The organism is Chryseobacterium sp. FH1, assembly GCF_000735135.1.
In the GTDB taxonomy this organism is placed as follows: Bacteria; Bacteroidota; Bacteroidia; order Flavobacteriales; family Weeksellaceae; genus Epilithonimonas.
Genome location: NZ_JPLZ01000006.1, coordinates 1097321 through 1119409, shown reverse-complemented (window position 1 = coordinate 1119409; position 22089 = coordinate 1097321). Strand labels below are relative to the sequence as shown.

24 protein-coding genes are annotated in these 22089 nt (G+C 35.3%); 10 read left to right on the top strand and 14 right to left on the bottom strand.

The window, feature by feature from the left end; all coding sequences use genetic code 11:
• Positions 1-88: 88 nt before the first annotated feature.
• The 4 genes from IO90_RS12000 to IO90_RS11985 form a co-directional block, all read right to left on the bottom strand.
• Positions 89-1633, bottom strand: coding sequence for a helix-turn-helix transcriptional regulator (locus IO90_RS12000; protein ID WP_131450872.1), 1545 nt, complete (start codon positions 1631-1633; stop codon positions 89-91).
• A 128-nt stretch (positions 1634-1761) separates the two neighbouring features.
• Complete coding sequence (locus IO90_RS11995) at positions 1762-1989, bottom strand: DUF2007 domain-containing protein (protein WP_034966774.1); 228 nt, start codon at positions 1987-1989, stop codon at positions 1762-1764.
• Positions 1990-2054: 65 nt separating this feature from the next.
• Positions 2055-3377, bottom strand: a complete 1323-nt coding sequence (gene lat, locus IO90_RS11990; RefSeq protein WP_034966771.1) for an L-lysine 6-transaminase — start codon at positions 3375-3377, stop codon at positions 2055-2057.
• Between the two features lie 87 nt (positions 3378-3464).
• Positions 3465-5006 (bottom strand): aldehyde dehydrogenase family protein, encoded by a 1542-nt coding sequence (locus tag IO90_RS11985; protein ID WP_034966767.1) that lies wholly within the window; start codon positions 5004-5006, stop codon positions 3465-3467.
• 204 nt (positions 5007-5210) lie between these two features.
• Here IO90_RS11985 and IO90_RS11980 point away from each other — a divergent pair, with 204 nt between their 5' ends.
• The gene (locus tag IO90_RS11980; RefSeq protein ID WP_034966764.1) at positions 5211-5393 is read left to right on the top strand and encodes a hypothetical protein; all 183 of its coding nucleotides are present in this window, start codon (positions 5211-5213) and stop codon (positions 5391-5393) included.
• On the opposite strand, the gene IO90_RS11975 is transcribed toward IO90_RS11980, so the two are convergent.
• Complete coding sequence (locus IO90_RS11975) at positions 5394-5819, bottom strand: DoxX family protein (RefSeq protein WP_034966760.1); 426 nt, start codon at positions 5817-5819, stop codon at positions 5394-5396. It lies immediately after the preceding gene.
• 66 nt (positions 5820-5885) lie between these two features.
• Positions 5886-6761: a GTPase Era gene (gene era, locus IO90_RS11970; protein WP_034966758.1), complete on the bottom strand. Its 876-nt coding sequence runs from the start codon at positions 6759-6761 to the stop codon at positions 5886-5888.
• 185 nt (positions 6762-6946) lie between these two features.
• Between era and IO90_RS11965 the strand changes: the two genes are divergently transcribed.
• The 3 genes from IO90_RS11965 (at position 6947) to IO90_RS11955 (ending at position 9146) form a co-directional block, all read left to right on the top strand.
• Positions 6947-7624: a T9SS type A sorting domain-containing protein gene (locus IO90_RS11965; RefSeq protein ID WP_034966754.1), complete on the top strand. Its 678-nt coding sequence runs from the start codon at positions 6947-6949 to the stop codon at positions 7622-7624.
• A 189-nt stretch (positions 7625-7813) separates the two neighbouring features.
• Positions 7814-8818, top strand: coding sequence for a DHH family phosphoesterase (locus IO90_RS11960; protein WP_034966752.1), 1005 nt, complete (start codon positions 7814-7816; stop codon positions 8816-8818).
• A gap of 31 nt (positions 8819-8849) precedes the next feature.
• Positions 8850-9146, top strand: a complete 297-nt coding sequence (locus IO90_RS11955; protein WP_034966749.1) for a hypothetical protein — start codon at positions 8850-8852, stop codon at positions 9144-9146.
• Positions 9147-9665: 519 nt separating this feature from the next.
• Here IO90_RS11955 and IO90_RS11950 read toward each other — a convergent pair.
• The 8 genes from IO90_RS11950 to tilS all read right to left on the bottom strand — a co-directional run bounded on the left by IO90_RS11950 (position 9666) and on the right by tilS (position 16460).
• Entirely contained in the window at positions 9666-10031 is a 366-nt protein-coding gene (locus tag IO90_RS11950; RefSeq protein ID WP_034966746.1) for a DUF1304 domain-containing protein, read from the bottom strand.
• A 1-nt stretch (position 10032) separates the two neighbouring features.
• The gene (locus tag IO90_RS11945; RefSeq protein ID WP_034966743.1) at positions 10033-10815 is read right to left on the bottom strand and encodes an alpha/beta fold hydrolase; all 783 of its coding nucleotides are present in this window, start codon (positions 10813-10815) and stop codon (positions 10033-10035) included.
• A gap of 3 nt (positions 10816-10818) precedes the next feature.
• Entirely contained in the window at positions 10819-11316 is a 498-nt protein-coding gene (locus IO90_RS11940; protein WP_034966741.1) for a hypothetical protein, read from the bottom strand.
• Between the two features lie 99 nt (positions 11317-11415).
• The gene (locus IO90_RS11935; protein ID WP_034966738.1) at positions 11416-11937 is read right to left on the bottom strand and encodes an ExbD/TolR family protein; all 522 of its coding nucleotides are present in this window, start codon (positions 11935-11937) and stop codon (positions 11416-11418) included.
• A 126-nt stretch (positions 11938-12063) separates the two neighbouring features.
• Positions 12064-12501 carry a GNAT family N-acetyltransferase gene (locus IO90_RS11930; RefSeq protein WP_034966735.1) on the bottom strand — a complete coding sequence of 146 codons (438 nt, stop codon included), beginning with the start codon at positions 12499-12501 and terminating at the stop codon, positions 12064-12066.
• 1 nt (position 12502) lies between these two features.
• Positions 12503-14575 carry a protein-disulfide reductase DsbD family protein gene (locus tag IO90_RS11925; protein WP_034966733.1) on the bottom strand — a complete coding sequence of 691 codons (2073 nt, stop codon included), beginning with the start codon at positions 14573-14575 and terminating at the stop codon, positions 12503-12505.
• 111 nt (positions 14576-14686) lie between these two features.
• Positions 14687-15091, bottom strand: a complete 405-nt coding sequence (locus tag IO90_RS11920) for a GxxExxY protein (RefSeq protein ID WP_034966730.1) — start codon at positions 15089-15091, stop codon at positions 14687-14689.
• 73 nt (positions 15092-15164) lie between these two features.
• The gene (tilS, locus tag IO90_RS11915; RefSeq protein ID WP_034966728.1) at positions 15165-16460 is read right to left on the bottom strand and encodes a tRNA lysidine(34) synthetase TilS; all 1296 of its coding nucleotides are present in this window, start codon (positions 16458-16460) and stop codon (positions 15165-15167) included.
• A 116-nt stretch (positions 16461-16576) separates the two neighbouring features.
• Here tilS and IO90_RS11910 point away from each other — a divergent pair, with 116 nt between their 5' ends.
• The 6 genes from IO90_RS11910 (at position 16577) to IO90_RS18430 (ending at position 22044) form a co-directional block, all read left to right on the top strand.
• The gene (locus tag IO90_RS11910; RefSeq protein ID WP_034966726.1) at positions 16577-17413 is read left to right on the top strand and encodes a flagellar motor protein MotB; all 837 of its coding nucleotides are present in this window, start codon (positions 16577-16579) and stop codon (positions 17411-17413) included.
• Between the two features lie 445 nt (positions 17414-17858).
• Complete coding sequence (locus IO90_RS11905) at positions 17859-18506, top strand: O-methyltransferase (RefSeq protein ID WP_034966723.1); 648 nt, start codon at positions 17859-17861, stop codon at positions 18504-18506.
• Positions 18507-18619: 113 nt separating this feature from the next.
• Positions 18620-19336, top strand: coding sequence for a C40 family peptidase (locus IO90_RS11900; RefSeq protein ID WP_034966720.1), 717 nt, complete (start codon positions 18620-18622; stop codon positions 19334-19336).
• Positions 19337-19459: 123 nt separating this feature from the next.
• Positions 19460-20188 (top strand): hypothetical protein, encoded by a 729-nt coding sequence (locus IO90_RS11895; RefSeq protein WP_034966718.1) that lies wholly within the window; start codon positions 19460-19462, stop codon positions 20186-20188.
• 203 nt (positions 20189-20391) lie between these two features.
• A complete protein-coding gene (locus tag IO90_RS11890) occupies positions 20392-21477 on the top strand; it encodes a YARHG domain-containing protein (protein ID WP_034966715.1) in 1086 nt (361 codons plus the stop codon).
• A 6-nt stretch (positions 21478-21483) separates the two neighbouring features.
• Positions 21484-22044 carry a hypothetical protein gene (locus IO90_RS18430; protein ID WP_131450870.1) on the top strand — a complete coding sequence of 187 codons (561 nt, stop codon included), beginning with the start codon at positions 21484-21486 and terminating at the stop codon, positions 22042-22044.
• Positions 22045-22089 lie beyond the last annotated feature (45 nt).

The window sequence follows — 22089 nt, the reverse complement described above, 5'->3', positions numbered from 1 at the left end:
GCATTAAAAAAAATGAATTTATGGAAAGTAATTTTTCAATGAAACTTCAATAATTGAATTATGAAAATCAGAAAAAGGAAGGGTGAAATTACGAAGTAATTGTTTCTTTCATCCATACATAAATATCTTTATCTGATGGAATAAGTAATTTTTTACGGATATGATTTTTCCGGTTCTGAACTGTTTTAACCGACGTGAAAGTGTAGGCAGCTATTTCTTTTGTTGAAAAATTTAGGAAAATGTAAGCACAAAAAGTTAATTCACTTGACTGAAGTTTTGACTCTACATTCAGAAGCTGAGGTGTAAAAAAAGGATATATCTCCTGAAAGCGTGCAAAAAAACTTGAGCTATTTGCTTTTGCAAGCTGAAGAACTTCATCGAAAGAATCATTTATCTTTTTCTCGAGTTGGACTTTTTCTAATTCTTTTTCTAATAATTTTTGCTTTTTCTGTTGCAATCTAAGATGGAGTTCTTTTTGTCTTTTTCTATAACCGATAATCATTAAAATTGATACTAAGCTTATCAAAATTATCACTGTAATTCCAACTAAAAAATAATTCTCTCTCACTTTTTTCTGCTTCAATACATTTTCTCGTTGCTTTGAGCTAAGATAATCTGAAGAAACAATGATTCCTTCTTTTTTTATTGTAGACAAACTATCATTGAGGCTGATATATTTGTTCATATAAAAAAAATGTTTTTCCCTATTTTTTAAAGATTTGTAGTTTTCAGATATTAATTTGTACAACTTTATCAAATCTTCTTTATCAACATTCTCATTCGTATTTTTTAAAGATTTAAAGCAATAATCTAAAGAGCTAGCATACTCTTTACTAGCATTAAGAATTTGAGCTTTCTGAAGATAAAACAAATACACATATCCAGATTTTACAACTTGTCCCAATTCTACCGCCTTCGTGTTATAATAAGTGGCCGAATCTAAATTCTTTGAAAAATACATCTGATAATCTGCCAAATTTTTGTAGACAAATAGTGTGTTATGATGGAAAACGGATGGAATAGAAGTATTATCAAATAGTTTTTTTGATTTTAAAATGTAAGATGCTTTATATAAGTAATGATATGCACTATCGTTCTCAACAAATTCGTAACAAGATGCAATACACTGGTAGATATAAAGTTTCTTATCTACTTTTACATTTTCATCTTTGAATTTTTCTGCAATCGGAAGCATTTTCTTAAATTCCGTCGAAGCTTCTCTTTTGAAATGATAAGAAAGATAATTACTACCAACTAAATCTCTAAGTTTATATTCAAACTCAGGATTTTTACTGATGAAATTATGATGCTTTTTTTCGATAATTTTTATCTGATCAAAAGTTTCTTTATATTTCCCCAGACTATTAAGATTACGAGCAATTTTAAAATCACTTCTAATGATACCATTTTTATAATTAATATTATTAGAGAATTGATTAGCTTTCTTATACAAAAGCAGTCCTTTATAAAAATACGTTTGAAGAGTTAAACTATCTCCATTATCTATAATAGAGTCAATATACTTTTGTGTAATTCTATTTTGTGAATTTGCAATAATAAATGAGAAAAAGGCAGACAATATACAAATCTTACGTTTCGATTCACAGAAAATTTTTGTTATTGTAGATTTCATCAGTGTGTTTACGCCATTATTTCATGCAAAATAATAAATTAAATCTATAATCAAATAAGAAACAAAAAATCGGGCTCAAATAAATTTGAACCCGATTTCTGTAAAACGTAAAATTTAAAAATATGAAATCAATTTTGGTTTGATTTTAAATACTCGTCGATGATCTCAAACGCTCTTTTCTCGTCGTTCAGATCAACTTTAATAAAAGTGTTGGTTGCAGTGGGAGTCGAAAGAAAACTAAGGTAAGAGTTCTCAACATCACATTTTATTCCTGCATCTTCCAGCTTAGACTTCATCAGCTGGATCTCCTGTGGGCTACTGCTTTCGTAAACAGAGACTCTGGTTGTTGCATCCATAATTCAGATTTTGATATTTATTAAGCATAGCAATTTATAAAAAAAATATCAAAATCAAAAATTCTTTATAGTAAATTCTCAAATATTGAATTAATTTTATCTAAAACAATCTGAATTTCTTCTTTTGTTACATTAAGATGCGGCCGGAATCTAATGGACTGATCACCGCAGGTCAAGACGATGATTCCTTCGTCATAAAGCTTTTCTCTCAGCCAATTTCTGGTGTCGTGATCTTTCAAATCGAAAGCGCACATCAAGCCTTTTCCCCTAGATGCGAAAATCTGTTCTGGGAATTTTTGTTCTAATTTTAATAAGCCCTCTAATAAAAACTCACCAACAATTTTTGAATTCTCTACTAGATTTTCATTTTCAATAATTTCCAAAACCAACTGAAAACGAAGCATATCGATAAAATTCCCACCGAAAGTAGAGTTGATCCTGGAACTTTCTACGAAAACGTGATGTTCTACTTCGTCCAGCTTTTCTTTGTTGGCCAAGATTCCGCAAACCTGTGTCTTCTTACCGAAAGAAATGACGTCTGGAATAATTCCTAAGTCTTCGTAAGCCCACATTTTTCCCGTCATTCCGATTCCGGTTTGAACTTCGTCGAGGATCAAAAGGATTTCGTTTTCGTCACAGATCCTTCTCAGTTCGGCGAAGAATTCGTTTCTGAAATGGTTGTCGCCACCTTCTGCCTGGATCGGCTCTATGATGATACAAGCCACCTCATCCGGATTTGCCAAAATCGCTTCCTGAATATTAAGCAAAGCCATTTGTTCGTGCTTGATGGTTTCTTCCAAATTTTCTTCCGTGATTGGGAAATTCAGTTTTGGATTGGTGATTCTAGGCCACTCAAATTTTGGGAAATATTGGTGTTTCCTTGGGTCCGAAGTATTTGTCAATGACAATGTGTAACCACTTCTGCCGTGGAAAGACTGTTTGAAATGAATGACCAAACTAGCCTCCTTGTCAATATCTTTTTGCCAGTTCTTTCTGGTTTTCCAGTCGAAAGCCGTTTTCAAAGCGTTTTCTACAGCCAAAGCGCCACCTTCCACGAAAAAGCAATAAGGCAGTTCTTTTGGGATTGCCACTCTCGAGAAAACGTCCATAAAATCTGCATATTCCTGAAGGTAAACATCACTCAATGTGGGTTTGTAGATTGCCATTTTTCCCAACCAATTGGCTTTTTCCAAAATGTAAGGATGATTGTAACCAACGGAAGCCGAAGCAAACATCGAGAACATATCGAGATATTCTTTGCCTGTCAAACGGTCGACAATGTAGGAACCGTGGGACTTTTCGAAATCCATTACAAAATCGAAACCGTCTGCAAGGATGTGTTTGCCGAGAGTTTCTTTTACTTTATTTTCGTGTACAATTGTGTTCATTTTTATAAGTGATAAATGGTGATTGATAAATGATAAATGCAGAATTTTAAAAAACTTCTTACATCTGACTTCCAGCTTCCGACTTTATTAATCTAAATCGAATTTAATTCCCTGAGCCAAAGGCAAACTGGTCGTGTAATTGATTGTGTTGGTTTGTCTTCTCATATAATATTTCCAAACATCGGAACCGGATTCTCTCCCGCCTCCAGTTTCTTTTTCGCCACCGAAAGCGCCACCGATTTCTGCTCCAGAAGTTCCGATATTCACGTTTGCGATGCCACAATCCGAACCGCCGTTTGAAAGGAACAATTCTGCTTCTCTCAGATTTTGAGTCATAATTGCGGAACTCAAACCTTGTGGAACATCATTTTGGATCGCAATCGCCTCTTCCAAAGTTTTATATTTGATCAGATAAAGAATGGGTGCAAAAGTCTCATGTTGAACGATCTCGTAGCTATTCTCAACCTCAGCAATGCAGGGTTTTACGTAACAGCCGGAAGTGTAATTTTCACCTTCCAAAACGCCAGCTTCAACCACGAATTTCCCACCTTCTGCTTTACATTTTTCGATGGAATCCTGATATTGTTTTACGGCAGATTTGTCAATCAAAGGACCAACGTGATTGGATTCGTCCAACGGATTTCCGATTTTCAATTGTCCATACGCTTTTACCAAACGGTCTCTCACTTGGTCATAAACAGACTCGTGGATGATGAGACGTCTTGTAGAAGTACATCTTTGTCCAGCCGTCCCGACCGCGCCGAACACTGCGCCGATGATACTCATATTGATGTCGGCATTTTCTGTGATGATGATGGCATTATTTCCGCCCAATTCCAGAATCGATTTTCCGAAACGTTTCGCCACATTTTGTCCAACGATTCTTCCAACTTTAGTAGAACCTGTAAAAGAAACTAACGAAATTCTTTTGTCATTCACCAATGTATCGCCAATCTCGTGATCCGCAATCACCAAACTTGAAATTCCTTCCGGAAGTCCATTTTCTTTGGCTACTTCAGCAAAGATATTTTGACAAGCAATTGCACAAAGTGGTGTTTTTTCTGACGGTTTCCAAACAACAACATTTCCACAGATCCAAGCCAATGAAGCGTTCCAAGCCCAAACTGCCACCGGAAAGTTGAAAGCGGAGATCACGCCTACAATTCCTAGCGGATGATATTGCTCATACATTCTGTGACCTGGTCTTTCGGAATGCATCGTGTAACCGTGAAGTTGACGCGACAATCCGACTGCAAAGTCACAGATGTCAATCATTTCTTGTACTTCTCCAAGACCTTCCTGCAGGGATTTTCCCATCTCGTAAGAAACAAGTTTTCCCAAGTCGTCTTTATATTCTCTCAATTTGTTTCCGAATTGACGCACTAGATCACCACGTTTTGGAGAAGGAATTTGTCTGAATTCTTTGTAAGCTTCCTGTGCTTTTGACAACACTTTTTCGTAGTCATTGGCGTCAGAAGTTTTGATGGAAGCTATTAATTTCCCATCAACGGGAGAATTGCTTTCTATTTTTTTTCCAGAAGAGAAAAATTCCAATCCTGTGGAAGTTCCGTTGTTTTCGGTGGAGATTCCTAATTTTTTTAAGCTTTCTGATATTGAAATTGAGGACATATAATTTTTTATTTTTAGAAGTCTCTAAAGATAAAAATATATTTCGACGGACAAAATTTAAAACTAACAAACGTTAGTAAACGAGTTGAAAAGTATAGAAGTTGTAGCGTTTGGGTGTGGGAGAACTGAATAGTAGCCAAACATAAAATTATTTTGAACAAATCTAAATTGGATAATTTTCCTTAATTTTGAAAAAAATAAAAAATGGAAGAGCATATTCAGTCGGAGGAGAAAAAATTACCGAAGTGGAAGATCTTACTTAAAAAGTTTGGCATCGGCGGAATCATTTTCTTTACTGTGAAAGGAATCATCACTTCTACCCTTATCTATTTTCTTGGTAAAAATTTCTGGATCATCATCCGCGATTATTTTGCCAATCTGTTTTAATTAGTAAAGCGCTTCTTTCTTAGAAAATAGCCAATCCAGAGAAAACTTGCCTGAACCTAAGACAAATATCGTAAGATAAAAGAAGAAATACACCAAGCTCAATTCTTTGGTCGCGTACGGATCTGAACCGTGAACCACGAAAAACGCAATGAGCATTGTGACCATCAAAGGAATTGTGGCAAATCTTGTGAGAAATCCAAGCATAATGAAAACGGAACACAAAAACTCAGCAAAAACAACAAGCACCAGAGAAATCGCTGATCCCAGTCCCAGGAAATTCATAAATTCTATCTTGTCATTCGCGATCAGCTTATCCAATTTTGGCAAACCGTGCGTCAACATTGATATTCCCACGAATAATCTTATTATCAATATCAATCCGTTTAAAACCGTGTCATTAACTTTAGATGAATTAAAATTTCTCATTTCCAGAATCAATTTCTACCAAAGCTAACAAAAAAAATCCTTTATAGAAAAGGATTTAGGAGGTTTTTAACGGTAACCGAAGTTTTTGAGATCTCTATCATTTTTTCGCCAGTCTTTTTTGACTTTTACGAAAAGGCTGAGATGTATTTTTTTATTAAAGAATTTCTCCAGGTCGATACGCGCTTCTGTACCCACTTTTTTGATCATCTCGCCTTTGTGGCCAATGATGATCCCTTTCTGCGTATCACGTTCCACGTAGATGATTGAATCAATAACGATCGCACCTTCTTTTTCCTTGAACTGTTCTGTCACCACTTCTACAGCGTAAGGAATCTCTTTCTCGTAATTCAACAAGATCTTCTCACGTATTGCTTCATTGACGAAGAAACGTTCTGGTCTGTCCGTGTACATTTCCTTGTCGTAGTAAGGTGGATTTTCCGGCAACATCTCTTTCAGTTTCGGAAGAATCACGTGTGTGTTGAAAGAGTTTAAAGCAGAAATTGGAAGGATCTCAGCTTTTGGGATTTTCTCGTGCCAGTCGGTCGCGATTTTTTCGAGCGCTTCCTGATTGGTCTGGTCGATCTTGTTTAATAATAATAGAACAGGAACTGGTATTTTGTTCAATTTATCAATCAAGAATTCTGATTGTTCCGCTTTGTCCGTCACATCAACTATGAACAAGAAAACGTCTGCATCCTGTAAAGAATCTTTCACAACATCCATCATTTTTTCCTGCAAACCGTATTTCGGGTCCAGAACGCCTGGCGTATCAGAAAAAACGATTTGAAGGTCTTCTTCATTATAGATCCCGAAGATCCTGTGTCTTGTGGTTTGTGCTTTTTGGGTCACGATTGCCAGCTTCTCTCCCATCAATTGATTGAGAAGGGTTGATTTTCCGGCGTTTGGTTTCCCAACGATGTTTACGAATCCTGCTTTGTGCATTAACTTGAATTAAAATTAAAAGGTTGAATGACCAAAAGATTTGAGCATTCAACGATTAGAAATGATTTGCAAAGTTACGGAATTTTTGCAGGACGACTTGTATTATGATCATATTAAAACTATCAGTCGATTAAAACCATATTATAAAAAACTGTAATTTTAAGATTAAATAAAAATTACATTCTATGAAAAAAACTTTACTGCTTATCTTTTTTGCCAATTTGTTTTTTGCACAAAATGCAGAATTAATAAACACAAGCTGGCAGGTCACCAAAGTTGTTGGGGAGATGTTTTCTGATCAACTTCCTCCATCAATGCCTTATCAGCAAGTGACCGAGTTTAGAGCAAATCCATCAAAACTAAATCTATCTTTTTTCAATACTGTCTCAGCTGATCTAACTTACACTGGAGAAAATCAGTTTACAGTAAATAACAAGGCTTGTACTTTGGCAAACTATATGGATGACAATGGAGAAGTGAATCAGTTTTTTGGATTGTTGTGTAGTTTTTTCCAACCCGACTCAAATTATTATTACACTATTACAAATAATGGAAGTGAAAAAACATTAACCATTGATAATACAATATTTCAATCAATACATTTTAAATCGGTTACTTTAGGAACAAAAGAGAATGAACTATCCAAAATTATGATAGCTCCAAATCCATCAACTGACATTATAACTATAGAAAATCTGAGACCAAATGCTTTTTTGCAATTAATTGACAACTCAGGGAAAATCGTGAAATCAATTTCCAATAATACAGCTAGCAATACTGAAATTAATATCAAAAATCTGCCTTCGGGCGTTTATTATCTGAAAGTTGACGGAAAATCTGTTCAAAAGATCATCAAAAAATAATATTGAAGATCAAAATTATTACCCAACCCTAAAGGGTGCAATTTTGATTAGATTTAAAAGTAATATTACACCCTTTAGGGTTGGGGAGAGAAAATTACTTTTAAATCAACAGTAAAATCGGTTCAAATTTGAGTCGATTTTTTTATTTAAAGTTTTACCTTTGGAACTTCACTTTTTCAATCATCATTTATGTTTACAGCCAAAGAAATCTCAGAGATCAACGCGCTTCTCGTTCCGGAAAATAATATCGTCATCGTATCACATCACAATCCAGACGGAGACGCAATCGGCTCTTCTCTTGGTCTCAAACATTACCTGAAAACAAAAGGCATCGAAGCAACCGTGATCGTTCCCAATGACTTTCCAAAGTTCCTTAAATGGATGCCGGAAGCGAAGAAGATCGTGATCGGCGAATACAAAAGAAAAGTGGCTGGCGAAGCGATCTATAACGCGGATGTGATCTTCTGTCTTGATTTCAATTCACCTTCGCGAATAGGAATTCTTGGCGATTGGGTAACGAAAGCGAAAGCAAAAAAAATCTTGATCGACCATCATCAGATGCCTGAGCAATTCGATTATGTATATTCTGACACGACAATCCCGGCGACTTGCCAAATGGTCTATCACTTTATCCAAGCCAACAATGATGAAAAATCTGTGAATCTGGATATTGCACAATGTCTTTACACCGGAATAATGACCGATACAGGCGGTTTCCGCTTCCGTTCTACGAGCGCAAGCACACACAGAATTGTAGCCGATCTGATCGAGAAAGGTGCAGATCCAGCCATCATCACTTCCAACACTTGGGATACGAATACAATTTCCCGATTGCATTTGCTTTCTCTCGTTCTTAGCAGAATCGAATTAACTAAAGATGGAAAAGTTGCCATTCTTTGGTTGAAACGTGCTGAATTGAAAGAATATGGCTTTGACAAAGGCGATACAGAAGGTTTCGTGAATTATGGCCTGAGCGTTCTCGGAACCAAAATGGCGGTTTTCTTTATGGAAGATCTATATGAAGATTTCATCAAGATCTCTTTCCGTTCCAAAGATGCTGTGGACACCAATCAGTTTGCGAGAAAGCACTTCAACGGTGGCGGACACATCAATGCTTCTGGCGGTAAATATTTCAAATCTATGGAGGAAACGATTGAGGATTTTAAAGAGAAGATCGAGGCGGAGGAGTTTTAACAAATGATTATTTATAAAACTCACAAAATCAATGTTAAAAATAGCTACATCTTTTTTTTCGATCTTACTATTATTACCTTCTTGCAAAGAAGAGAATATTAGAGATTATGAAAAATATGAAGTTCGTAAGAATTTAAAGAATAACGAAGTCTTTAAAAATTTAAACCAACAGAATGAATTTGATTTTGGCTATCGATTTAGAAAAATTGGCGGAAATCAAAAAAGGTCAAATAATCTCGAAATCAAAACAGAATTAGGACAATTAAAAAAAATTATAATGAGTTTAACTCAGAATCTTTTTTTCAAATTCGTATTGATAATAAAGTAACGGACACTTTAATTGTTTTAATTGACAATTTCAATGGCTATTATGGAAATGGAGTTACCTTAAAAATTTATCGCAATATATTTAAAACCGAATATATAGAAGCAAGTGATGTTGTAATAGATCACAAGCAGAAAGATTCAATAAAAATCCTTGAGAGCAAACTAATATTAAATAGAAAAAACTTTAAAATACATGATTCTATTTATGGATTTTTAAAATTAAAAATGATAAAAAATCAAGAAACGATTGAAGCCAAAGGTTATTTTAGAACAAAAATAATAAAAAGAAATTATTAAACTTCAGTAAAAATATTGGTTCAAATGCCTAAATAATCTGAAAAATTGTCAGTTATATTTGTTGAAACTTTAATTTTTTTTGACCAATCTTGATAGATAGATAAAGCCCATAGCCCCGATGGGAACGGCATCCTTTTTTGTCTTATCCGAAAACTTGTTTTTGATGACAAAACTTCTAAGACAAAAAAGATATAGTGGACAGCGGGATTAAGCTCCTAAAAATCTATCGCAACAAGACGAAAACCAAAGCGATGATGGCTGGCAAAGCCTGAACGAAAAATATTTTCTTCGAAGCTGAAAGTGCGCCGTAAATTCCGGCTACAATCACGCATCCAAGAAAAAAAATCGCTACATTTTTTGACCAAACGGCGTCGCATATGAACAAACTCCAGATGAGTCCGGCGGCGAGAAATCCGTTGTACAAGCCTTGGTTGCCGGCGAGTCCTTTTGTTGGTTTGAAAAGCTCGTCCGGAAGTGAATCTTTGAAGGTTTTCTTGCCCAAGGTTTCCCACGCGAACATTTCCATATACAAGATGTAAAGATGCTCTAGCGCAACGATTGCGATGAGGATTTTTGATAGGATTTCCATTTTAGAGAACGAATTTTTTGGGTAGATGATAGAGCAATTCCGTATTGATGATCGAGGCGCAAACTTCCGGTTTTTCCCAATGTCCGTTGTGCCCGCAATCCAGAACGTATGATTTGATGTTGGTATTATCGGGCAGATTTTTGATGGTTTTTTCTGAATTGACCGCCGAATCGTGCTTGCCAGATAAAATTAGGATTTTCCCTTCAAAGTTTTCTAAAACTTTGGATCTGTCAGGACGTTCTGTCATTCCTTTTTGCGACGCAAGAACGCCATCAACGGAAGATGTGTAGGCGATTTCTTTGGCAAGTTTTATTTTGGATTCCAGAATGTCGTGCTCGTTTGGATTGAAGAGATTGGGAACGCCGGCATTTACGAATGCTCTCAGATTTTCTTTGATGATCCTCAAACCTTTGGTTCGGGTCTGTTTCTTCTCTTCGTCGTCTGCAAAATAGGTTGAGAAAAACAGCGTGAATGATTTCAAATCTTCAGGATATTTTTCTGCAAAAGCCAAGGCAATGTAACCGCCCATCGAATGTCCCAGAAAATGGAATTCATTTAATTTCAGATGGTCTGTTAGTTTTTTCACTTCTTCAGCCATCAAATCCATTGTTTGAACTTCGGCAATTACATCTGACTTTCCGAATCCTGGCAGATCGATTTTTATCAATTTGAATTTCTCGGACAGATGCGGTTTCAAATCCTCCCAGATGGAGAGATTTTCCATAAATCCGTGGAGCAACACCAAGTTTTCTGTTCCGTTTCCTTCTATTTCGTAGTTGAGCATTTTTTATAATTTAATTTTAATATCATCAGCAAAACCCGCATTATTTACAGATTCGTGCAGTTTGAAAGTTTTGCCTCCGTCTTTTGTCGAAAAATTTCTCTTTCCACTTCTCTGATCCAATTTTCCGTTGTCGTACTCCGAAATGCTTTGTCTGATATTTCCATCGAATTTAAGATTTTTCGAAGAAGTCATTCTCGCCGTTCCATCGATCGACAAAAAATCCTTGCCGTTTGTTTGCTTTCCAGAAACTTGATATTCATCTTGTCCCACTTTCTTAAAAGTGATCTTCCCAGATCCAGAAAGCTGATCGTGCGTCAAACGGTGTGTGCCTTCCAGATTTTTGAAACTACGGCTATTGAGAATACTATCGTTGATTTTGGTTCTTGCAACATTGATGGAATCGATGATTTTTGAGCTGTCAACCTTAGAAACAATGGTCTCTTCAGTTTTTTTACAGGAGACAACTGAAAGTAAAATAAGAATTGGGAAAAAGTTTTTCATTGGCTAAATTTTCTTCTAAAATAAATAAAAAAGAGCGTCCATCAGACACTCTAAGTAAAAAAACTTTGTCAAAGTGTGGAACTTTGACAAAGTTGAGATTTATTGAATTTTATTTTCGTACAATTCTTTTTCTTTGTCGCTCATATCAGAAATGCCGTAGCGCTCGGATTTTGTGATGGTCAATTCATCCAACATATCGATCATCGTTTTGTATTTCGAATCGTCTGCAGGTTTCAAGATCACAGTGAAGTTCTCTTTTTTCGGTGCGTTGGCTTTTGCAGATTCTATGGTTTTTGCCACTTGAGATCTATCAAATGAAACTTCTTTCAAACTATTGTCAGTCAAATTATTTTTATAGGCCTGATAATAAAAGATTCGGCCGTCTTTTCCTAAGATGAAAGTGATTGAATTTCGATAATCAATGTGAGTTTCAATGTTTGTTGGGTTCTTTGGCGTATTTGAAAAATTGATGGTGTTCGGTTTTGAGAAATTGGTGGTAAACATAAAAAATGTGATCAACAAAAATCCCAGATCCACCATTGGCGTCATATCCACGTGGATTGCTTTTTTGCTCAGAGTTTTCTTTCCTTTAGATTGCTCTTTGATTTGAATTTCGGCCATAGCTTTACATTTTATAAATTAGTATTAAAATTAAAAAATCCATAACGATTTGTCATCATTATGGATTTTTGAATACAAATTTTGTACCCTAAATTTTAATTCATTATAAAATCGTTATTGACCAAATTACGACTTCATCCATTGATCATAAGTCATTTCGAATTTGACTTCATTTTTACCATGCTTTCCAACTTCTGCCCAATTGGCCAATCTGTAGAATTCTTCGGCTCTTGTATCGGGTTCAGTCCCCAACCAGATTGGTGTTTTGGTTTGTTGGAAGTACCAATTCAGCATCATATTATGCAATTGTTTTCCAATACCCTGATCTGCATATCTTGGCGCAACGAACAAAGCCCAAACATTATTCGCAACCGTATCAACAACAGCAAAAGCAACAATTTGATTTTTGATTTCGCAAACCCAGCCTTTCCCTTTTTTGGTAAGGAATTCTTTATAATCGTCTTCTGATATTAGATTCGGATCTGATAATTTATTCTCTTTTACAGAATTTCGAACCAATTGCATCTGTTTGATATCTTCAATCTTTGCGTCTCTGAAATCCATATTAATTATTGTTTTTATAAAAATCAATTCCACATTTCAGAAATTTTTTAAAATCCTCTTTTGGCATATAACCAGAAACCGGAATGTTGATCACTTTTTGATCTGGCGTTACCAAAACATAATGAGGCTGAGAATTATTATTGAAATTAACCTGCTGGAACAAACTCCATTTATCTCCAATTGTTTTGATCTTTTTCATTTGACCTTCGCCCATATCGATTTTAAGTTGCTCATTTTCCGGCAATTCCTCCTTGTCATCCACATACACAGAAGCGATGATCAAGTCGTTTTGAAGGATTGGCAAAATATCATCCTGACTCCACACAAACTCTTCCATTTTTCTACAGTTCTCACAACCATAACCCGTGAAATCAATCAAAACAGGTTTGTTCTCTCTCTTCGCAACTTCTATCGCTTCGAAGTAATTGTGATAAGGTTTCAAACCAAGAATTCCGTCTTTTTCATCGTGGAAATAACTGACATTCAACGGAGGCAAAATCCCGCTTAACATTTGAAGTTTCGGCTTTTCTGATGGAATCAATCCTTGAATCAAATAAGCCACGAAAACAATTCCGAAAACCCCTAAAATCCTTCTTCCCAAACTGATATTCGGTTTCTTGTCATCGTGCGGAAATCTGATTTTACCAAATAAATAAACTACTAATCCAATTGCAATCAGAATCCAAAGTACGATGAACAATTCTCTTTTCAACAAGAAAGTTTTGGAAACCAGATCCGCTTTCGATAGGAATTTTAAAGCCAAAGCCAACTCAATAAAACCAAGAACCACTTTCACCGTGTTCATCCAACCACCAGATTTTGGCAAACTTTGAAGCGCCTGCGGAAACAAGGCCAACAAGCCAAAAACCAATGCCCAAGCCAATCCAAAACCGCCTAAAGCAAAAGTTAAAAGTGTCGGAACATTTGTAGCTCCCGCAACTACTCCACCAAGCAAACTTCCCAAAATCGGACCTGTACAGGAGAATGAGACGATGACCAATGTCAGCGCCATAAAGAATATCCCGATTATGCCACCTGCTTCCTCAGCTTTTGAAGATTTGTTCGCGATCCAGCTTGGCAACGTGATTTCGTAATAACCAAAAAAGCTTAAGGCAAAAAATAAAAATATCGCAAAGAAGAATAAATTCAGCCAAATATTGGTCGAGATCTGGTTGAAAATATTCCCAGAGATCCCATCAATAATATGAAAAGGAATACTCAATAAAACGAAAATCAACAAGATAAAAAATCCGTAAATAAAAGCATCTCGCTTCCCTTTCGCTTTGTCCTTATTACCTTTTGTGAAGAACGAAACCGTGAGCGGAATCATTGGAAAAACGCACGGCGTGAGCAACGCGATCAATCCACCTAGGAAACCAAGACCTAAAACAAGCCAATTGTCATCATTCGGTTTTTGCGCAACAGTTCCGCAATCTGTCAATGGATTTTTGAAATCTAAAGAGTTAACGCGCAAACCGTCTTGTTTTGCTACAGGAGTTTGTTCAATATTTGTTGGTTTCAAAATAGTGCCGACTTGTCCTGCAGGCGCAACTTCGTAAACAGTATCTTTTGTTTTTTCAACATTTTCTTCGGTAGCCACAGCAGTCGCAGTTCCTGTAATTTGCTTTTCAAATTCTAATGTATTTGGCGCCAGACAAACTCTGTCGTTACAAGTTTGATACATTATCTCAGCTGTGATCGTCGCAGGTTTCGAAGCATCTTTCGGCTTGAACTTCTGTTTGAAAACCACTTTGTCAGAATAATAAACTATCTGCGCCCCAAAAGCTTCCGAGAATTCGTCGTGCTTTTTACCAACTTCGGTCACTTTTCCGATCAATTGGATTCCTTCTTTTGAAGTGACCTTGAACTCAGTTGGGATTCCAGAATCTGGCGGAAGATCTTTGGAGTAGATGTGCCATTTGTCTTCGATTGTCCCCGTCAGAACCGCTTCGTATTGATCATTGCCAACAGAAACCACATCAAATTTGAACTTGACAGGATTCTTGATCTGAGCGTTGAAAATGGTGATGATGAATATAAAAAGTGTGGATAACACTAGTTTTAAGTCTTTCATTTTTAAAATTTATTTGAACCACATAGGCACATAGATTTAATTTTCAATAAAGGAAATTAAAAAGGTAAAATAGATACCATTCTTATAAATTCCAATATGTGTAAATGGTTTTTAGTTTAATCGTTCGTAATATTTATTTACAAATGTTTTTTGTCCTTCTTTGAAAATATTTGAAACATTAAAGTTTACCAATATTCCTTTCGGTAGTTTCAACAAACTCATATAATTTAAAACTTGCGCTTTATGAATATCGTGTAATTCAGAAACAGATTTTATTTCTAAAACAATAGAATCTTCTATTATAAAATCACACTGAAATCCACAATCTAAATCGATTCCTTTATAGTTTACTGGTATAATAAATTCAGATTTAAAATTTATTTCCTGAATTTTAAATTCTTCTTGCAAAGCTTTATGATAAACACTTTCCAAAAGACCTGGACCTAAAATCTTATGAACTTCAATACAAGCTCCCAAAATTTTGTAAGTCAGTTCTGTAATCTGTTTTTGTGTCATTTACTATGTTAACTTAATTTTTCACGCTAAAAAAAACTTAAATTTTTCTATGTGTCTATGTGGTTAATTATTTTTAAATGAACAATGATAATGTTCTTTCAATTTCCTCGGAAGCAAACCTCCCATCTTGCCGAAAAGGTAAAACACCGATAATCTGTTCATTAGCATCACAAAGAAGCCAGATTTTTTGCTTGGCTAAAATAGACAATTTTTCATCTTTAAAAAACTTCGAAATTTTCTTTTTTCCAATCATTCCAATAGGGAAAAACAAATCGCCTTCTTGTTTTTTTCGTAATTTCAAAGGTTGCTGAACTTTCTCTTTATCAAATTTCCAAAAACAATTTCCAAATTCCTGAATCTCATTTTTAATATTTTGAGGAATTACGATTTCGCCATCCATAATTTCAAGCGCTATTTCTTCTAAATTCTCATTTACTACTTCTAGCTTCTTACTAAAAATCAATTCATTTCGATTAATGATTAGTTGAAATTTAGAATTAAAGAATGAACTTCCAGTTTGAGAAGTCAGCACTTTTTGCATTTCATTTTCATCGGTGAAACCAAATCTTTTCAAAATCTCATACCTGACCAGTTCAGATTCCTGTGATAATTTTTCTTTATTAATAATGGCTTGATTTTCGTCAGAATTTATTTTGAAAGCTTCAATTTTTTCATCCACAAATTCATCAATAAAATTTTTAGCTTGATTGATATAACTGATGCTTTTCGAAAAATTATTTAGAAAATCTGGATTGATCTTTTCAAATTCTGGAACAATATTGTGTCGGATTTTATTCCTTAGATAATCGGATTTTTGATTCGACTTATCTTCGCGAAATTCAATTTTGTTTTCCTTAGCAAATTCATAAATCTCATCTTTAGAAAAATCAAGAAGCGGGCGAATAATTTGATTCTGATTCGCAGGAATTCCACTCAAACCTTTTACACCAGAAGCTTTGGAAAGATTGATGATGAAAGTTTCCAACTGATCATTCAAATGATGCGCTGTGACAAGATATTCGAGATTTTGTTCCTTTTGGATTTTTCGGAAAAACTGGTAACGTAATTCCCGCGCCCAATTCTGGATAGAATTTTCCGGCTTTTTATCCTTCTCCGAAACTTCGTACAAATGAAAAGGAATTTTGTAAAGTTCGCAAAAGTCTGAAACCACTTTCTGATCGAGCTTCGAATCCTCATTACGAAGATGATAATTGATATGTGCGACTTGAAATTTCAAACCTGAAACCTCAAACAAATCAGCCAAAACCATAGAGTCCACGCCTCCACTTACCGCTAAAAGGTATGTTTTTTGTTGCGACTGAGGTTGTAATTGCTCAAGAGCGTTTTGAAATTTTAAGAGACTTAACACAATTTTATAACGAAATATTAAGTTATAAACACAAATATACGTTTATTAATTCTTACTTTTGAAATGTTAAAATTACGAACAGAACTATTATTTTTAAACAAATAAATATTTACAATATGAGGTTATTTAAACTTCTGGCCATTGGTGTAGTGGGACTTTCCCTCACCTCTTGTGTCAGCAAAAAACAATTCGACGCGCTTAATCTAAATTACAAACAATGTATCGAAGATGCCGGCGATAGAATGCGTCAAATTCAAGACTTGAAAGGTGAAAACGCTTCTCTCAAAGGTCAAAACGATCTTTTGGTAGGACAAAACAACGCTTTAAAATCCAGTCTAGATGCTTGTCTGTCCAACGCAGGAAAAGGCTCCGCAAATATTGATAAATTGGTTGGCGAGATCAATGCTTCCAACGCATACATCAAACAATTGATCTCTGGAAAAAGCAAAAACGACAGTTTGAATTTGGCTTTATCAAACAAATTGAAACGTTCTCTTGATAACATAGCAGACCAAGATGTTGATGTGAAAGTTCTAAAAGGAGTTGTATTAATCTCATTATCAGACAAAATGCTTTACCAAGTTGGTAAATACGAAATCCAGCCAGCAGCTGCAGATGTGTTAGCAAAAGTTGCAAAAGTGATCAACGATTATGATACTTACAGCGTATTGATCGAGGGTAACACAGACAACTCACCATTGAACAGCAACAACTCACCAAGAGACAACTGGGAACTTTCTGCGCTTAGAGCGACTTCTGTAGCGAAAGTTTTACAAAACCAATTTGGTGTGAATCCTAACAGAATCACAGCTGGTGGTAGATCCGAATACAATCCGAAAACGACCAACGCATCAGTTTCTGGACGTGGTGAAAACCGTAGAACGGAAATCATCATTATGCCGAAATTGGATGAATTTATGAAATTGATGGACATTGCTCCAGTTAAAAAATAAATGATAAACGATGAATGATAAATGATTCATTCAGAGTTCAGAATTGAAACCTTGTCAGAAATGGCGAGGTTTTTTTGTGCTTGTATTTTGGGCAACTTATCCGCCTTCCACTCCCAATCTTTTTTGTCGACGATTTCCATTTAATATAGAACTTTACTTCACGCAAAAAAGGATTTCCGTTCAAGTCGGGTTGCGGATTTGTTATCCAATCAAAATTGGTTTATAATTAAGTAGAATGGACTTCAATTTAAAAAGTCTTCGACTCCGCTCAGACTGACATCCAAATAGTAGATTTTACATTATAATTGTCACACTGAGCGGAGTCGAAGTGCTTTTATAATTATTGGTCTCGATTGATAATATCCAATGTACTTTCAGGCAAAATTGGTAATTAAATCCAAATTACATTAACTTTGAATATTAAATTTTAAATCTTGAATTCCGAATGAGTTATTTCGAAGAATTAGACAAAGAGATGGATCGCTACCTGGAAGAAAACGCTTCCCAAGAACCAGCAATCCTAAAGAAATTAAGAAAAGAAACTTACCAGAAGACAACTCAACCGCATATGATCTCCGGCTATTTGCAAGGCCGATTGTTGAGTATTTTGTCGCATATCATTCAACCAAAAAATGTTTTGGAAATTGGAACCTTTACAGGTTACGCTTCACTTAGCATTGCGGAAGGTTTGCCCAAAGACGGAAAAATCTACACGATCGATAAGAACGAAGATCTATCTTATATTCCAAAAAAATACTTTGCCGAAAGTGATTACAATGATCAAATTGAATTCATCATCGGTAATGCGAAAGAAGAAATCAAAAAACTGGACAAAATTTGGGATTTGATTTTCATTGATGCCGACAAAGAAAGCTATCTGGAATATCTGAAACTCATCAAACCAAACCTGCGTTCTGGAAGTATCATCCTCATCGACAATGTACTCTGGTACGGAAAAGTCCTGCAGGAAAACCCGAAAGACAAATCCACAGAACAGATCAAACTCGTGAATAAAATAGTGGCTGAAGATCCCGATTTCGAAAATCTAATCTTACCTTTGCGAGACGGATTGCATCTCATTAGAAAGAAATAAGTCGCTGATATCAATTGGCTTTTGGCAATAGGCTCAATAGGCAATACTTTAAAATATAATCCAATTTTACTTGAGACCAAAAAATTCGTATTTTTGAAATCAATCCACAACAAATGAACAAAGGAATTTGCAACGTTTCCATCGCTCCGCTGAGAGCAGACTGCTCCGACAAAAGTGAAATCGTAACACAACTTCTGTACGGCGAATCTGCCGACATCATCGATGTTTCCAATAATTGGACAAGAATCCGTACGCATTACGACAACTACGAAGCCTGGATGGACACGAAACAAATCACGCCTGTTTCCGACGAATATTTAGCCTCAAGAAAAACCAATCTGATCAAAGAACCTTTCCAATCGACAATGTTGGAAAGCGGACGGACATTGCTCTCAATGGGTTCAGAAGTGACTTTTGAAACCAGTTCGCCAACGCGTGGACACGACTTGAGCGAAAGCATTGTGAATTGTGCGAAAGAATTTTTGAATGTTCCTTACTTATGGGGCGGAAAAAGTTTTTTCGGGATCGATTGCAGTGGATTTACGCAGATCATTTATAAAATTCACGGCATCAAAATCCCGAGAGATACTTATCAGCAAGCAGAAATCGGCGAAGCACTGACTTTCATCGAGGAAGCAAAACCGGGCGATCTCGCTTTTTTTGAAAATTCGGAAGGAAGGATTATTCACGTTGGATTTATTTTGACGGATCAGAAAATCATTCACGCGCACGGAAAAGTGCGGATTGACAGTCTGGATTCTTCAGGGATCTTCAACAAAGATCAAAATAAGCACACGCACAAATTGAGATTTATAAAATCTTATTTTTAGGCGTTTTTCCAAAGACAGATTATTTTATTCTTTATTTTTTTCATAACATTCTGAAAATCATTTCTGAGTGGAACATATCTTGTTGCAAGTTTGAAATACCTTCAAATAAAATCATCTGATAATATGAAAATATTATTATTATTTATTTCTCTTCTTTTCACTGGAGTTTATCAAGCGCAACTTTGCATCATTGATGATAATGATGGCTACACCAATGTGCGCGAAAAAACATATCAAAACTCCAAAATAATTGGGAAAATTGTAGAACATCAAGTTTTTGCGATTGACAGTTATGTGCAAGATGAAGAGAATAAATCGAAAGATTGGATTGCTGTAAAATTTCCCCTTAACATCAATGAAAATTTAGGCTTTACAAAATTTGAAGGCGAAGAGAAAACAGGTTATATTCACAAAAGTCGATTGGTAGAACTGGAAAGTTTACCAAAATTTGAAAAAAAAGAATTAAATCCTAACAAAGCTAGTCATCGAAATAAAGATTTTGAAATCATTATAGAAACCCTAGCTTTCAATAAATCTAAACATAAAATAACCCAATCTGATAAAGGATTTTACAACATTGATGACGAGAAAGTTTTTAACTATTATGGCGGAGATACAACGGAAATTAAAAATATAACTGTCAAATCAAAAAATCGAACTTACAATTTTCCGAAATCCAGTTTCAAAAATCTGATGGGAACTGATGCTGAAAACTCACTTGTTTACATTGGAAACAAAGGTGAGTTGTACATTGTTTTAAATGCGGGTGACGGTGGAGATAGTTACAACATTACCTTTTGCGTGAAGGATAACAAATTAATTTCCAGAACCATCACTTCGACAATTCCTTAGGAAAGATCTACAGTAAAAGTAATTTTGATATATTCATCAAGAGCCTGTTTAAAATTCCATCAAAATTATTTCCCCAACCCTAAAGGGAGTAATTTTGATAGCATTTTTAATTGATTTTTGCTCCTTTTAGGGTTGGGGCAGACAAATATTAATTAAAAATGAAATTTCAATAATTTTAGACAGACTCTAATAAAAACAAAAGAATGAAAAATCTTGCACTCTTAATTTTATTGATGCTTTTGCCCAATTTGATTTTGGCAAATGATGGTGCTTTTTTCGCCAAAGGAAATCAACTCATTCCGATTTCTGAAACCAACATTTCTGTCAAAAAAGAAATTCTGACTTTGAAAAAAATCAAGAATAAATACATAGAAGTGACGGTTTACTACGAATTTTTCAATCCAAAAGAAGCCAAAACATTGACTGTCGGTTTCGAAGCTTTCTCTCCGCAAGGCGATGTGGAAGGCGCTCCGAAAAATGGGAAACATCCATATATGAGCGACTTCACGGTGGAACTTAATCAAGAAAAATTAAACTACAAAGTTGCCTACGTTTCTGACAATTTGTACAATAACGCGGGGAAAATCAAGGCTATCGATTTTAAGAATTTTGAAGGAAACAAAAGCGGAAACTATGTGGATTTTTTCTACGTCTATCATTTTGTAGCCCATTTCAAAAAAGGTCTGAATATCATCAAGCATACTTACAAATACGATGTTTCGGGTTCTATTGACTACAATTACGATTTTGAATACGCACTTTCTCCGGCGAAACGTTGGGGAAACAATCATATCGATGATTTCACTTTGATTATAGACAATGGCGATTTTGAAACGTTCTCCATCAACAAAAGTTTTTTTAAAGATGCCAATGAATGGAAAATCGACGGCGTTGGAAAAACTGAAAATGTAAAAGGAAGTCCTAACTCATTTATAGAAAGAGATGCTTTGAAATTTCACATTCAAAAAGGGAAGGTTATTTTTAAGAAAATTAATTTTAAACCAAATGGTGATCTTTTTGTGTATTCGGTCAATTCCATTGGCGTTCAGGATTTTGCGTATTTGCCACACTCCTATTACCAATCGGGAAATATTGCCGAGCCAAAAACTGAATTTGAAAAAAAGCTTCTAAAAAATCTTCCGTTTGCAAGACGAGGCTACATCTTCCAGAATCCTGAACTGAAAAGTTATTTCGAAGGCCTCGATTGGTATATTCCTGACCCGAAATATATCCCAAACGTGAATGACCTGACGCCAGAGGAAAAAAAGTGGTCCGAAAAATGGAAGTGATAAACTATGATAAAAAGAATCATTCTAATAGTCCTTTTGTACGCGATATTCCTCGTTGGAATCACACTGGCGATGAGTTCGATTAATGACAATTATTTGATTGCCGTTGTATTGTCAAGTTTTGTTTTTGCTTTTTTGATTGGTCGGGAAGTTTACAAAAAATACTTTGTAGGTTTCAAACCGAGCAATCAGAATATTAGTTATAGCAATTCGATTCCAAAGGATTTAATTAAAATCTCAACCAAACCATTTCTATTCGGATTGGAAAAAAAATTATTGAGTGATGATGAATTTTACTTCGACAATGATAATTTCTACGCCATCAATCCAGAAAATAGAACGGCAAAGTTCAATTTGAAAGACATCACTGAACTGAGCAGAACCGCAATCAATATTAATAATAGAACTATTTGGCAGGTCAAGATCAATGTCGAAAACAAAGAATTGGTTTTCAAATTTGCGCACAATTACACGATTTGGAACAAGAGTTTTCGTGACTTTTATGATAAAATTAAAACTTTGAATCCATCGGCGATCAAATCGAAATGGAGTCTTTGGAGAATGTGATCATTAGACAAAAAAAAGCTTCCGGTTTGGAAGCTTTTGGTATTC

Bases quoted from the DNA above. Each gene is read 5' to 3' on its own strand.
- IO90_RS12000 (WP_131450872.1), bottom strand. From the start codon at position 1,633: ATGAAATCTACAATAACAAAAATTTTCTGTGAATCGAAACGTAAGATT.
- IO90_RS11950 (WP_034966746.1), bottom strand. From the start codon at position 10,031: ATGGAAATCCTATCAAAAATCCTCATCGCAATCGTTGCGCTAGAGCAT.
- IO90_RS11985 (WP_034966767.1), bottom strand. From the start codon at position 5,006: ATGTCCTCAATTTCAATATCAGAAAGCTTAAAAAAATTAGGAATCTCC.
- IO90_RS11930 (WP_034966735.1), bottom strand. From the start codon at position 12,501: ATGGATTTCAGAGACGCAAAGATTGAAGATATCAAACAGATGCAATTG.
- IO90_RS11955 (WP_034966749.1), top strand. From the start codon at position 8,850: ATGTTAAAAATAGCTACATCTTTTTTTTCGATCTTACTATTATTACCT.
- IO90_RS11925 (WP_034966733.1), bottom strand. From the start codon at position 14,575: ATGAAAGACTTAAAACTAGTGTTATCCACACTTTTTATATTCATCATC.
- IO90_RS11890 (WP_034966715.1), top strand. From the start codon at position 20,392: ATGAAAAATCTTGCACTCTTAATTTTATTGATGCTTTTGCCCAATTTG.
- IO90_RS11965 (WP_034966754.1), top strand. From the start codon at position 6,947: ATGAAAAAAACTTTACTGCTTATCTTTTTTGCCAATTTGTTTTTTGCA.
- IO90_RS18430 (WP_131450870.1), top strand. From the start codon at position 21,484: ATGATAAAAAGAATCATTCTAATAGTCCTTTTGTACGCGATATTCCTC.
- IO90_RS11900 (WP_034966720.1), top strand. From the start codon at position 18,620: ATGAACAAAGGAATTTGCAACGTTTCCATCGCTCCGCTGAGAGCAGAC.
- IO90_RS11935 (WP_034966738.1), bottom strand. From the start codon at position 11,937: ATGGCCGAAATTCAAATCAAAGAGCAATCTAAAGGAAAGAAAACTCTG.
- era (WP_034966758.1), bottom strand. From the start codon at position 6,761: ATGCACAAAGCAGGATTCGTAAACATCGTTGGGAAACCAAACGCCGGA.
- IO90_RS11945 (WP_034966743.1), bottom strand. From the start codon at position 10,815: ATGCTCAACTACGAAATAGAAGGAAACGGAACAGAAAACTTGGTGTTG.
- IO90_RS11940 (WP_034966741.1), bottom strand. From the start codon at position 11,316: ATGAAAAACTTTTTCCCAATTCTTATTTTACTTTCAGTTGTCTCCTGT.
- IO90_RS11975 (WP_034966760.1), bottom strand. From the start codon at position 5,819: ATGAGAAATTTTAATTCATCTAAAGTTAATGACACGGTTTTAAACGGA.
- IO90_RS11905 (WP_034966723.1), top strand. From the start codon at position 17,859: ATGAGTTATTTCGAAGAATTAGACAAAGAGATGGATCGCTACCTGGAA.
- IO90_RS11995 (WP_034966774.1), bottom strand. From the start codon at position 1,989: ATGGATGCAACAACCAGAGTCTCTGTTTACGAAAGCAGTAGCCCACAG.
- IO90_RS11960 (WP_034966752.1), top strand. From the start codon at position 7,814: ATGTTTACAGCCAAAGAAATCTCAGAGATCAACGCGCTTCTCGTTCCG.
- IO90_RS11910 (WP_034966726.1), top strand. From the start codon at position 16,577: ATGAGGTTATTTAAACTTCTGGCCATTGGTGTAGTGGGACTTTCCCTC.
- lat (WP_034966771.1), bottom strand. From the start codon at position 3,377: ATGAACACAATTGTACACGAAAATAAAGTAAAAGAAACTCTCGGCAAA.
- IO90_RS11895 (WP_034966718.1), top strand. From the start codon at position 19,460: ATGAAAATATTATTATTATTTATTTCTCTTCTTTTCACTGGAGTTTAT.
- IO90_RS11920 (WP_034966730.1), bottom strand. From the start codon at position 15,091: ATGACACAAAAACAGATTACAGAACTGACTTACAAAATTTTGGGAGCT.
- IO90_RS11980 (WP_034966764.1), top strand. From the start codon at position 5,211: ATGGAAGAGCATATTCAGTCGGAGGAGAAAAAATTACCGAAGTGGAAG.